This is a genomic window from Candidatus Galacturonatibacter soehngenii (assembly GCF_008830185.1).
Lineage (GTDB): Bacteria > Bacillota > Clostridia > Lachnospirales > Lachnospiraceae > Lachnotalea > Lachnotalea soehngenii.
On the sequence record NZ_WAGX01000007.1, the window covers coordinates 104392 to 117542 of the forward strand.

General features: G+C 34.7%; 8 protein-coding genes. 4 read left to right on the forward strand and 4 right to left on the reverse strand.

Translation table 11 applies throughout. The features are described from left to right. Positions 1–15 precede the first annotated feature (15 nt). On the forward strand, positions 16–1080 hold the full coding sequence (locus F7O84_RS15265; RefSeq protein WP_151147218.1) for a galactose ABC transporter substrate-binding protein: 1065 nt from the start codon (positions 16–18) through the stop codon (positions 1078–1080). A 17-nt stretch (positions 1081–1097) separates the two neighbouring features. On the opposite strand, the gene F7O84_RS15270 is transcribed toward F7O84_RS15265, so the two are convergent. From F7O84_RS15270 to F7O84_RS15285, 4 genes are all read right to left on the reverse strand, one after another. Next, positions 1098–3329, reverse strand: a complete 2232-nt coding sequence (locus F7O84_RS15270) for a glycosyl hydrolase (protein WP_151147221.1) — start codon at positions 3327–3329, stop codon at positions 1098–1100. 238 nt (positions 3330–3567) lie between these two features. Next, the gene (locus F7O84_RS15275; protein ID WP_151147222.1) at positions 3568–4584 is read right to left on the reverse strand and encodes a LacI family DNA-binding transcriptional regulator; all 1017 of its coding nucleotides are present in this window, start codon (positions 4582–4584) and stop codon (positions 3568–3570) included. Between the two features lie 52 nt (positions 4585–4636). After that, the gene (locus F7O84_RS15280) at positions 4637–6835 is read right to left on the reverse strand and encodes an alpha-galactosidase (protein ID WP_151147225.1); all 2199 of its coding nucleotides are present in this window, start codon (positions 6833–6835) and stop codon (positions 4637–4639) included. Positions 6836–6848: 13 nt separating this feature from the next. After that, a complete protein-coding gene (locus tag F7O84_RS15285) occupies positions 6849–9323 on the reverse strand; it encodes a beta-mannosidase (RefSeq protein WP_151147228.1) in 2475 nt (824 codons plus the stop codon). 458 nt (positions 9324–9781) lie between these two features. On the opposite strand from F7O84_RS15285, the gene F7O84_RS15290 reads away from it, so the two are divergent. The 3 genes from F7O84_RS15290 to F7O84_RS15300 all read left to right on the forward strand — a co-directional run bounded on the left by F7O84_RS15290 (position 9782) and on the right by F7O84_RS15300 (position 13101). Beyond that, entirely contained in the window at positions 9782–11176 is a 1395-nt protein-coding gene (locus tag F7O84_RS15290) for an ABC transporter substrate-binding protein (protein WP_151147230.1), read from the forward strand. Between the two features lie 67 nt (positions 11177–11243). Beyond that, on the forward strand, positions 11244–12251 hold the full coding sequence (locus tag F7O84_RS15295) for a carbohydrate ABC transporter permease (RefSeq protein WP_243140914.1): 1008 nt from the start codon (positions 11244–11246) through the stop codon (positions 12249–12251). Between the two features lie 16 nt (positions 12252–12267). Next, positions 12268–13101 carry a carbohydrate ABC transporter permease gene (locus tag F7O84_RS15300; RefSeq protein WP_151148087.1) on the forward strand — a complete coding sequence of 278 codons (834 nt, stop codon included), beginning with the start codon at positions 12268–12270 and terminating at the stop codon, positions 13099–13101. Positions 13102–13151: the final 50 nt, after the last annotated feature.

The window sequence follows — 13151 nt, forward strand, 5'->3', positions numbered from 1 at the left end:
AAAGGAGAAAATAATATGAAGCAAAGCAGAAAGAAAATAGCAGGAGTAATCGTTGTTCTTTTACTGTCTGTATGTTTCTATGTAGGGGGAAAACAGTTTTTTAAGCATCAAAAGTCCATCGATGAAGTAAAGCATATCAAAATTGGTGTTAGTATTTATGATGAATATGACACGTATATTGCGGAGCTAATGCAAGAGGTTTCATCATTGGCTAAGAAAAAAGAGATGGAGGAAAAAATTGCGATTACTGTTGATGTTCAAAGTGCGGGCGGAAGCCAAATTACGCAAAATGATCAGATTGAAAGCTTCGTAGATAAAAATTATAATGTAGTCTGTGTTGGTTTGGTAGATCGAACAGACGCCTCGGGGGTAATTGATAAAGCAAAAAGTGCGGATATCCCAATTATATTTTTTAATCGAGAACTGGTAAATGAAGATTTAGAGCGTTGGGATAAGATTTATTATGTAGGTGCAGATGCAGTGCAATCAGGAGTGATGCAGGGAGAAATTATTCTTGAAGCGTGCAAAAAAAACTTTGAAAGCATTGATAAAAACAAAGACGGTATATTACAATATGTGATTATCGAAGGAGAGCCAGGGCATCAAGATGCGTTGGTTCGTACGGAGTATTCAGTAAAAACAGTTGTTAATGCAGGTTATACCCTTCAAAAGTTAGGGAATGAGATAGCAAATTGGAACAAAGCCCAGGCAATAACAAAAATGACCTCCTTGTTAGAAAAATATGGTGAAGAAATTGAAGTGGTGATATCCAATAATGATGAGATGGCACTTGGAGCACTGGAAGCAATCAAAAACAGTAATATTGAAAGTTATCCGCTTGTAGTCGGAGTGGATGGCGTGCAGGGAGGACTTGAAAGTGTGAAAAAGAAAGAAATGATAGGCACGGTATATAATGATTATAGAGGGCAGGCAAAAGCCATTGTTGAAATGGCCTTTGCACTTTCCCTACAACAGGATTTTCCAGAAGAGTTAAATTTGATTGAAAATAAATCAATCTATTTGCCGTATCAAAAGATTACTTATGATAATGTGCAAGAGTATATTCGAATGTTAAATTAAAAGAGCATTGTATGCTTTTATTCAGTTATTCTTTCAAAAACCGGTTTCCGCTCAGCTGTATATACAGCCTTAATATCATCATAATACAGAATGCCCCTTACAAATCCATTTTCATCAATAGCCTTTGAAGCTGGAATGGCATTTACCCATAGACCCATACCAGATATCATGCTTGCTTTTTCAATGCTCAGTCTGCCACTACCGTTCTTATCAACAAATTCGTCAAAAGGAAGCGTTACAAGCATAGGATCTGTAGAGGATGAGTATTCTGGATATCCTTGAAGATATGCTTCGTAAGCACCACCATCTTTTGTCTTTATTTGTATAACGGTTTTCTGATTTAAGCCGTCTGGTTTTACCCAAAATTGCAGAGCATTACAATCGGACCAATCCGATTCTTTGGAGATTTCAGCACCAGCCCAGCCATGCTTCGTCTCCTTATATTCAAATTTTAGTGCGAAGTCCCCTTGATGGACAAACTGATTGGATAAAGTCAAACTTAGTTCGCATCCGATATCCTTATTAATAATCCAACTAGTACTCAAAAGGTCTTCAAGCCCTGCATAATCTTCAAAATCATCGACTAAATATGGATTATTTAGCTTAGGTTCTACATTATACATTACAATGATTTCATGAAGTTTTTCTTTGTCTGCATATAGAGCAATTTTACCACCAGGCGCTTTTCCAATTTCCTCAAGTGATGCCTCATCTAACACGGCTGTCACTTGTTTTCCTTCTAATTTTGCGGGAAGTATAATTTCCTTTTCATTTCCTAATATCCGAAATTCTGCACTTGAAATTTCCTGATTAACTCTTGCCATAAGATTTGTCTCTTCCAAAATTCGTTGTCTAGATACTGGAGCCGTAACGTATCCGCTGATATCGCTGTACGGTTCTACTTTTGGCAACTTACTTTTTCCTGCCGTAATGATTTTCATTGCCTTTGACTGGTCTGTTGCAAAAACACTTTTTGGATCTTGGTGGAAAGAGAGAAAGTGATCCAGTAGTTCATGCCCTTTTAGCGTTCCATCCTTATTAATCTCCTCTACATAAGGGGTATAGAAGCTACTGTTTCTGGAATAGTTCGTCCATACCATAAAATAACAGCAGTCATATTCGGGTTTTGTTAGAATGTTCATAATTTCTGTAAACCACTCCGGGCGTTTGTTGCCTGTTTCCTTTATTCCACCTCCAGCGGAAGATGACATACCAATCTCAGTGACTGCCATCAGTTTCTTGTGTTTTTTTGCAAAAGAATCTGTTAATTTTACGAGCTCTTCTAGATTTTGTTGGAAAGTATACCCTTCCTCGTCCGTCACTGGATCAGAATCGTATGTATCAAAACCAACTATATCTACAAACTCATCACCAGGATAACGTTCTTCGTACTCTTCCTCAGTTGAAGCCTCTGAACCTGGTCCGTATATATATAAAATATTGTGGATATTTTTCTCATCTCTTAAGTATTCAACGGTATATTTGTACACACTTTTATAAGTCTCTGCGTCGCAAAACGCTTTTCCCCACCAAAACCAGCTACCTGTATTTTCGTGAAAAGGACGAAATAAAATGCTACCTTTGACCTGACTTGCATATTCTGCGATCATATCCAGATGACCACGAAAACTTTCGTTATAAAGTCCACCTGGAAGAATTTGATTCATACAATCACCAGTGAGTACATAAGAATCTGCCAATGAATAATCAAATTGGTTATAGGTTTTGTCAAAGGTTCCTTCCAGCTTCTTGCTAGTAGAAAAATTAGGCATATGAGAAGAAAGAGTAACAATAGCTCCTTCTTTTATCGCATCATTGGTAAATAGAGCTGCCGCTGTTATATTCCCTTCGGTCGTATCAGGAACTGTTGAAGCAGGATGACGTTCATTATATCTTGAGGCAAACCCCTTAAACATATCGCCGCAGTCAAAACCAACAATGGCAGAAATAGACCCGACCATATCCTTTGTATCAGATTCTGTAAGGTGTGTAGAACCCGCCTTCAATATAGTATCTTCCATGTGACCATACAAGAGCAGATCTGACTCCCCCACAGCCTTTAAATACTGGTAAAGTCCCACGGTAGAAGCATCAGCTTTTGAATCTACCAATTGTATTGCCTTTGCATTAGGTATTAGCGTAGCATTTTCAAGAAATATCTGGTTGTTTTTAGTAGCACCCCCACATGCTATAAAAGACAATGCTAAGGAAAATACAAGTCCTTGACTAAGCAACTTCGCAATTTTCATAATCCCTTCTCCTTTTTTACTTAATTTTAACTAAATACACTTAAATTATAATAAAAAAACACTATAAATACAATGAATATTTAATTAAATCCGTTAATTTGTTAACAAACAACGAAATATAATTTAGTTTTTTATGCATTATGACTATATTTTACGTGGTATTTAAATTAATTTTAAGAATTAAAGTTAACAAACAAAAGAACTCTGAGTGTCCTCAGAGTTCTTTTGTTAAGTGTATTTATCTATTTTCGCCTGACTTTGTTTTTACGCTTTGCTTTATAACCATGCGGCCAGATACAATATCCAATCCTCTTCCTGATTTTGGATTTTTAATTTGTTTTAGTACTTTTTCAAGCGCAACTTTTGTCATTGCTTTTGTGTTTACTTCATAGGTGGTTATTTTCATATCTGTAAAACCAGGGTATAAATAATTATCAAACCCTACAACTGAAATATCTTCTGGTACGCGATACCCTTTTTCCTTTAATTTTAAGATTAACATTCCAGCTATTAAATCACAGTTACATACGAATGCCTCTGGAAGTTTTTCGGGAAGATCAAATGCTACTTGTCCCATTTTATCACGGTCAGCAATGACCCATTCCTGATGAATGGTTTTTTTATGCTCTATCATGGATTTCATATATCCGCAGTAACGATCCATAATACTGCTGGTTTCATAAATAGAGCCTATAAAACCGATGTCTTTCATTCCATTTTTGAATAAATATTCCGTTAAAAGATACATACCATAAAAGTTATCTGTAATTACTGCATCTTCTGCAAGATCTTTGTCGTAAAAATCAAGAAAAACCATTGGCGCATTCAACGTTTCTTTGATTTTTTCAATATAATGTTTATCAATTTCCCCGATTACAATCAAACCTTCGATGTTTTGCTCGGTTACTATTTTAGGCATTTCCAAGGTCTTTTTTTCTTCTTCTTTTTTTAATACTTCAATTATAGTAAAACAGCCTTTTTCACTTGCCACAATAGTAAGTTCTTGATACATTTTCCAATAAAAAGTTGCATATTGTGCCAAATAATTTTCTGCTATGATAACTCCTATTTTTTTGTAATTGGCCTTGCTTTCATATGAAGTTTTATAGGAGCGGTAACCCATTGCTTCAGCTTCTTTTTTAATCCGCTGTCTCAATTCCTCGCTAACCCCTTTTTGACTTGATAAAGCATTATGTACCGTTACAACACTAACCCCTACCCTTTCAGCAATATCTGCCAATCGTACCTTACTCATAGTAATTCCTCTCGATTAATTAAGATTAATAATTACTTAAATTATAAGTATTTTAACTAAATTTGTCAACTTCAATAAAATGATATAGCTTGCTTTGATAATCTCCCCACATCCCTTTGATAAGAAATCCTGCCGATACTAATAGCTCACCAGAAAAAATTTCTCCTGTTTCCTCAAGTTGATAGTAAGAATGTGGATTAAGTGCTTTTAACTTTATTTTTCTGCTATGGCTGTTTGGTATTCCCAGTACTTGAACAAAAGTTACCAAGGCTTCTTTTTTATCTTTGGATACAACTTCCCAACAATCGTAATGTTGGTTTTCTGACCAGGAAGCAATGCGATAATAGTCTCCCTCTCGAATCAATTCATGGTATTTGTGATACATATCCACCTGTTTAGAAATCATAGCACGCTCTTTTTCTGAGATTTTAGTAATGTCTAGTTCATAACCAAATGTACCAGCTAAGGCGACATGCCCTCTTGTTTCAAATGGCGTGATTCTTCCGACTGAATGATTTGGACAGTCACTGACATGAGCACCTATCGTGGATAGCGGATAAATAAGGGCAGTTCCTTCTTGGATTTTTAAACGTTCAATTGCATCGGTATCATCGGAACACCAGATTTGAGGGCTATAATACAACATCCCAGGATCAAATCTAGCACCGCCTCCTGAGCAATTTTCTAATAACAAATAAGGAAATTCATGAATGAGCATTTCTTGTAGTTGATAAACACCCAGTACATATCGATGAAATAATTCCTGTTTAGAATCCTTGTTTAAATAGGCACTGCCAAGGTCGCTAAGTTGTCGATTCATGTCCCACTTTACATATGAAATAGGGGCGCTTCTTAATATTTTTGCTACGCTTTCATAGGTGTAATTTACAACCACAGGATTTGATAAATCAAGTACATATTGTTCGCGACTTTGAGTTGCTTCTCTTCCTGGAATCTGGATAGCCCATTCAGGGTGGGACTTGTATAAGTTAGAATCAGGAGAAATCATCTCTGGTTCAAACCAGATTCCAAATTCTAGTCCAATTTCATTGACCTGCTCTACAAGTGATTTTAGTCCTGAAGTTATTTTTTCTTCATTGACAAACCAATCCCCTAACGAAGAATTATCGCTATTTCGCTTTCCAAACCAGCCGTCATCCATCACAAGCATTTCTATTCCTGCTTTTTTGGCCTCTTTTGCAATGGCAAGAAGTTTTTCTGTGTTGAAATCAAAATATGTTGCTTCCCAGTTGTTGATTAAAATAGGTCTTTTTTTGTGTTTATAAGGACTACGTATCATGTGCTCCCTGTAAAAATCATGTAGGGAGCGTGTCATTTTCCCTAAACCTTCATTTGAATAAACTAATACAACTTCAGGAGCTTGAAAGGAGCTTTTGGGAGTTAAATTCCAGCAAAATTCTTCTTGATGAATCCCCATAACCATTCGTACAGAGTCAAACTGTGTAAGCTCTGCCTGGGCTATAAAGTTCCCAGAGTAAACAAAGTGCATACCATATACTTCTCCGTAATCCTGCGTGGTTTCAGGTGTTACAAGTGCAATAAATGGATGTTCTTGATGCCCTGACTCACCTCTTGCAGAAGATACCATTTGCTTTCCGTATCTTATTTTACCTCTTTGAATATGTCGCTCTCTTGCCCAAGAACCGTGAAGAGTGATCATTTCAAAGTTTTGATTATCTAAATCTAGGCAAGAACTGTATACTTTTTCCAATTTAAGATTTTCTTTTCCTTGATTGATGACTTGTATGCTTCTGGTTATAATGTCTTGCTTTTCGAAGACGGAATAAGATAGTATAACTTTTAATTGTAATATGTTATCGATACAAGTGATATCTAATGTCATCACATCTTCGTCGCTACCAAAAGAAGCGGGTAAGCCTTTTAAAGAAGGCTTTCCTTTTTGAATGGAATGGGTAACATAGTGTATTTCACAACCCAGACATCCGTCTTCGTTTCTTACATTTAAACAACTTTCTCTATAGTCACCGATTCCGCCAGTTGGGTACTCCATTGGGAAAAAATCAAGAAAAGATGATTTTTCTCTTTTGTTTTTGGAAGGGGTAAAGGGTGCTTCCTCTGTTCTAAGAAGATATTCTCCTCCGATATTTTGCAAACGGGTACCGTAATACATGTGTCCGACATATCCTTCTGTTGTTAGACCTATCATATAAGTTGTATGCAACGTATCTAACTTAAATATTTTTTTGCTTTTACTAAATTGAATTCCCATTCTATTACTCCTCCTAAATAAATGAGTCATAAAGACTTCTTGTTGTAAGTTCTTGTTTTAGTTGCTCAATGTCTTTTGTATTACCTTTGATATCCGCTTTTGCTATGCTTATTTTTGCTCCTTCTTCACTAGTAATATCAAAATAGTTATCACTAAAAATTGCATCTAAATTGATAAAATCTAATTCTAAAAATGGTGCGTAGGTATTTGTTTTGACTTCAATTATAATTTCTTCATTGAATTCCTGTATGTTTACAAAATAATCAGGTTTTTGCAAATGTAAATGTTTATAAGGGAGAAAGACTTCTGTTTGCTTAATTTGATATCCGTTTTCAAAGGTGGCAATGCACTCTAGAAATACTTGTTCTTCTTTTTCCTTTACCAAATCTTCATAATTAAAATTATAAATTTGTATTGCACTTAAGCTATCGACAGTACATTTTAGTGTTTTACTATAAGTGGTATGAAAGTCGAATGTTTTTAGGTTGATTGTAATTGTAGCGTCTTGCATATGAAGGGTTTCGTTTTGTAAATATACCATTATATTGTAATGTTTACGCACAATGGTTGCGTTAAAAGGAGCGTAGAACTTCTTTGCCATATAATGGAGTGCCTTCCAACGACCATAATAATCAATGCTTGACCAAGAGGCTACTGGCCAGTTGTCATTCATCTGCCAGTATAAAGCGCCCATGCACCGTCCTCTATTATTTCTCCAATGTTCTACTCCGGCTTTAATGGCTAGACCTTGTAATATCTGGCTGATATAGAGCATACTGTCAAAATCCTTTGGATACAAAAATAGTTCTGATAGGTAGTAAAGAATTTTTCCGTTTGCGGCATCGTTTTTTTGATGACTTTCCATTACTTTGGAAAAAATATTCCAATCCTCTTTGCTAGTATAGGTTTTGACGGTTTTAAAAGCTGGGAATGATTGAAATCCAAATTCAGAACAAAATCGAAAGTAATGATTCTGGAATTCTGAAAAAGGTTTTAGACCATGCCATACCTCCCAGTAATGTACGTCTCCAATATCCGAACTATCTGGTTTGTCAAAGGAACCTCCTGAGGATGGGGAAGAGGGCCAGTAGAAAGTCATATCATCTTTTTGCTGCATTGCCTTTGGCAATATATATTCAAATAATTTGATATAATCAGCTCGTAATTTTTTTGAATGATCCTTAAAACCACCCCAGTTTTCCCAGGCAGATTCAATTTCATTATTCCCGCACCACATACCAAGGCATGCGTGATGGTGTAATCTTTGCACATTGTCATATACTTCTGCTACAATGTTTTCCTCAAATTCTTTTGTTAAGTCATAAATGTTGCATGCAAACATAAAGTCTTGCCATATAATAAGTCCTTTTCGATCGCACAAATCATAGAAGTAATCAGAAGGGTAATAACCGCCGCCCCATATTCTAAGGCAATTGTAATTCGCTCTTATGGCGCAATCTGTAAGATAATCCAATTTTTGAGTGGTAATGTGTGGATAAATAGAATCCTCTGGTATGTAATTAGCTCCCTTTGTAAATATTTTAATTCCATTTACACAAAAGGCAAATTCATTACCCCATTTATCTTTGTCTTGCTTAATGGTTAGTGTTCTTAATCCGATGGTATAATCTTTTTCCTCAACGATTTCTTCTTGTGATTTTCGGCATTGAATACTTATCTTGTATAATGGTTGATCTCCATATCCATTTGGCCACCATAGCTTGGGGTTTTTAACAATAAAGGTGTGGGTTATGGTTTCATTTGCTGGCAGAACAACTTGCTGATGTTCATCATGGTTTTCAATTGATATTTTAACCTCATAATGTTTTGCGTTTTCATCACATAAAAAAGGAACGGTAACTTTTACATAGACCTTTTGGTCATCGTGTATTTGTTTAATGAAAGCATCACACATACGAATATCGTTGTATGCTTGTAATTCTATATCGCGCCAGATTCCAATATCTGGTAACTGTGGTCCCCAATCCCATCCAAACATAGAATGTGCTTTTCTTATATATTGATTTCCACCCATAACTCCACTTGAAACAAAAGATATTTCTTTTCCTTTTGAAGGTTGATATTCTTGTATGTGTTTTATAGGGGATTTAAAAATAATTTCAATAAGGTTGTTATTCTTTTTTAAATGCTTTTTACAAGAAACTCTCCAGGTTCTGTGCATATTATTGACTTTTTTTATATTGTGGCCATTTAAAATAATAGTACCGATTGTATCAAGTCCGTAACATACTAACTCAATATGCTTCTTTTCAAAACAAGCTTCTTCTACATCAAAATATCTAGTAAATTTATAGTTGTCTTTCATGGCTTCACGAACAATGTATTCGTTGGTGCGAAAATATGGATCTTCAAAAATATTATTTTCGCAAAAAGCGGATATGACTGTTCCTGGAACAGTTCCGATACAAAAAATGCCGCTTTGCATATTCTCGATTTTCCAGTCCCCATTTAATGTTTGCTTTGTCATGAGTAATCCTCCTACTAATGCCTTGTGATAGTTAAATAATTAATTAAAAATTAGTTAAATTTAAGATGTATTTTATATTAAACATAATTGTGTTGAAATGTCAATCCAATTCTAGTTATTTCCTACTAAAATTATTGTACGAAATCAACTGTTTATTCTTATTATTAATAGGTGCATGTCTTTTATTTCCCAAGAATGAATAGCAAACGCATTTTTCAATGGATTTAATATAACAGACATTAAACCAAGTTAAAAAAATTAAATTAAATAAAAAAATTTAATTTAAAAATGCGCTTAAACTTGTAAAAAATACACAAATAAACAAATAAAAAATAATTATATATCACGAAAAAATAAAAAGATATTGAAAAGAATTTAATTTTATATTAAAATTTTAATTAATTAATTAAGCAATAAATTAATTAAATGTTAACAACAGAAAGGGTGAAGGTTTTATTATGAAACTAGGAAAAAGGATGATTGGGTTTAGTGTTATTACGGCTATGGTTTTTTCATTAACTGCCTGTACAGGCACAAATGACAAAGAAGCTGCAAAGGCTACGGGAACAAATGAAGTATCAGAAAATAGTGTTGTACCTACGATTGATGCGATTCATTTGGGAGAAGATTATCAAGATTTGTCTGCATCAATTAAAATTCTTACAAATAGAACTGATATTGTTGATACGGTATATAAAGGATATGCTGAAGAGTTTATGAAGTTATATCCTAATATTAAGGTAACTTATGAAGCGGTTACTGATTATGAGGAATCCTTAAATTTAAGGTTAACAGCAGGAGATTGGGGGGATATTTGTTTTATTCCTACTTCTGTTGATAAGAGTGAACTACCACAATATTTTATTACATTTGGCGCTTTTGATACCTTGAACAAAATCTATAATTTCTGTTCTGAAAAGACATTTAACGGACAGCAATACGGTATTGCGAATGGTGGAACAGCAGGTGGAATTGTTTATAACAAAAAAGTTTGGGAAAAAGCGGGAATAAAGGAAGTGCCAAAAACGCCAGATGCTTTTTTGGAATGCTTGCAACAAATAAAAGAGAATACGGATGCGATTCCTTTGTATAGCAACTTTGCTGCTGGATGGCCAATGGGACAGTGGGATTCCTACATTGGAATTACAGCCACTGGAAGCCCAGACTTTATGAATGATATTGTACATATTAAGAATCCATTTGAAAAAAATGAACAAATGACAGGGCCTTATGCAGTTTACTACGTGTTATATGAAGCTGTTCATAGAGGGTTGATTGAAGAAGACCCAGCAAGCAGCGATTGGGAATCGTCCAAATCATTGTTAAACAATGGAGAAATTTCTTCTATGGTATTAGGATCATGGGCTGTACAGCAATGTAAGGATGCAGGAGCGAATGCAGATGATGTGGCTTATATGCCGTTTCCCATAACGGTAGAGGGAACACAGTATGCTGGTGCAGGAGGAAACTATAGCTTTGGTATCAATAATCGAGTGTCTACAGAAAATCAGATAGCATCTATGTTATATGTAAAATGGCTGATTGAAGAATCTTCTATTTATGAGGATGAGGGAAGTATTCCAGCCTTAAAGTCAAAAGAACTTCCTAAGACGCTGGCTGATTTTGAGGGTGTTGAATTACTATCCAATAATCCTGCAAAAGAGGGAGAGGAAGATTTTTTTGAAGAAGTAAACAATGAAAGTGAAATAGGAATCAACAAAAATGATTATACAAAAAGTGAAATATTAGAAGCAGCTCTTTATGGTACAAAAACATTAGATGAAATTATGGATGATTGGAATACTAGATGGACGAATGCGCAAATGATATTAGGTATGCAGGTTCAAGAGTAAAATAATATAGAAAGGCAATTGCGATATATTGCAATTGCCTTTCTGTGACTATATTAAGGAGGTTTTTATGAGTAATAAAATGACATCTGTTTCGACTAGTAAAGTGTCATTAAAAAGTAAACTAAGAAGCAAAAAGGGTCAGCAATTGATGGTTATTATAACGTTTATGATTATTCCCTTAACTCTGCTTGTGGTATTTACAGGGATTCCCTTTGTTAAAATGATTGAATTTAGTTTTTATAAAATGAAATATATAGGTCCACGAGAGTTTGTTGGATTTCAAAACTACATCGATGTTTTTCGAAGAGATGATTGTTTTAAATCACTGATTGTCAGTGTTTATTATATGGGGGGAGCCTTGGTACAGTTGGTGCTTGCGCTTTATTTTGCAACCATGATGGTGTTTGGTGTGAAAGGCAGTTCGGTGTTTAAGGGAGCAATTTTTTTTCCATATTTAATTTGTGGAATTGCAGTAGGGTTTATTTTTCGATTTTTTTATGCAAGAGGATTTGTGTTGGATACCATATTGACTGGACTAGGCTTTAATGCAGAAAGTATACCATATTGGCTTCAAGATAAGAGAATTAATAATATATCGTTGGTAGCAACATCGGTATGGAGGTATATGGGACAAAACACAATTCTATTTTTGGGCGCTATGATGTCGGTATCACCTGATTTATATGAGGCGGCATGTTTAGATGGTGCTAATAAGTGGCATCAGTTTCGCTATATTATTTTACCAAGTATTAAGTCTATTATCGTATTGAATTTGATTCTATCAATTAGTGGCTCTCTTAGCGCATTTGAACCGCCATATGTAATTACGAACGGAACCATGGGAACGGGTACTTACTTTGTTATAATGAATCGCTTGGCTCATGAAAATCAAAAAGTAGGTCTGGCGTGTGCAATGGCCATCATTTTATTTATTATTATTATCATATGTACTGTCATGCAAAAATTATTTTTTGCTTATGTTTTTGATGATGGAACGGCAGATGAATCAAAGAGTGCAGTTAGGCGGAGAAAAAATGAAGAAAAAAAGTTGAAAAGAATGCTTGAAAGGGAGTGAACATAAATTGAAGAAAATGAAACTTGGTACATTTATATTTACAATAATAAAATATATATCATTAATATTTGCGTCAATAATCGCGCTGATACCTGTTTTGGTTTGTGTACTGACAGCTTTTAAAACGAATGAGGAATATGCCAATACATCAGTGCTAGATAGACCTCAATCCTTCTTAAATTTTGATAATTTTGTAACGGCATTTAAACAGGCTAATATGTTAAGGGGGTTTCTTAATACGGGTTTGGTGTTGGTTGTTGTATTGGTTGCATCTGTATTTATAGGTTCAATGCTTGCTTATGTTTTAAATCGTTTTGAGTTTAAGGGAAATGCCTTCATCCGTAATTTATTTATGTTTGCGTCGTTAATTCCTGGAATAGCAACGCAGGTAACCGTTTACCAGATTATGCATAAACTTGGTTTTATTAATCATCTTTATGGATATATGATTGTGCTTATGGGGACGGATATTATTTCGATTTACATTTTTCTGCAGTTTTTTGAGAATATATCGGTATCTTTGGATGAATCGGCTATTATGGATGGCTGTACCTATTTTGGTGTATTTTTTAAAATATTATTTCCGTTATTAAAACCTGCGATTGTCACAACCATGGTACTAAAAGGAGTAGGTATCTATAATGAGTATTATATGTCAAATCTTTATTTGCAGACTCCCGATTTAAAGACGATATCAACTGCGCTTTATACCTTTACAGGACCTTATGGAAATCAGTATAACTACATTTGCGCAGGTGTGTTAATTACCATTATACCGATTTTGATTATATTCCTTATCTTTCAGAAACAAGTGTATGGAGGAATGGCAGCAGGGGCTGTGAAAGAATAAATATAGCATGAAAAAACAAATCATAAACATATAGATAAAAGGAGATAAAA

Bases quoted from the DNA above. Each gene is read 5' to 3' on its own strand.
- F7O84_RS15265 (WP_151147218.1), top strand. From the start codon at position 16: ATGAAGCAAAGCAGAAAGAAAATAGCAGGAGTAATCGTTGTTCTTTTA.
- F7O84_RS15270 (WP_151147221.1), bottom strand. From the start codon at position 3,329: ATGAAAATTGCGAAGTTGCTTAGTCAAGGACTTGTATTTTCCTTAGCA.
- F7O84_RS15275 (WP_151147222.1), bottom strand. From the start codon at position 4,584: ATGAGTAAGGTACGATTGGCAGATATTGCTGAAAGGGTAGGGGTTAGT.
- F7O84_RS15280 (WP_151147225.1), bottom strand. From the start codon at position 6,835: ATGGGAATTCAATTTAGTAAAAGCAAAAAAATATTTAAGTTAGATACG.
- F7O84_RS15285 (WP_151147228.1), bottom strand. From the start codon at position 9,323: ATGACAAAGCAAACATTAAATGGGGACTGGAAAATCGAGAATATGCAA.
- F7O84_RS15290 (WP_151147230.1), top strand. From the start codon at position 9,782: ATGAAACTAGGAAAAAGGATGATTGGGTTTAGTGTTATTACGGCTATG.
- F7O84_RS15295 (WP_243140914.1), top strand. From the start codon at position 11,244: ATGAGTAATAAAATGACATCTGTTTCGACTAGTAAAGTGTCATTAAAA.
- F7O84_RS15300 (WP_151148087.1), top strand. From the start codon at position 12,268: ATGAAACTTGGTACATTTATATTTACAATAATAAAATATATATCATTA.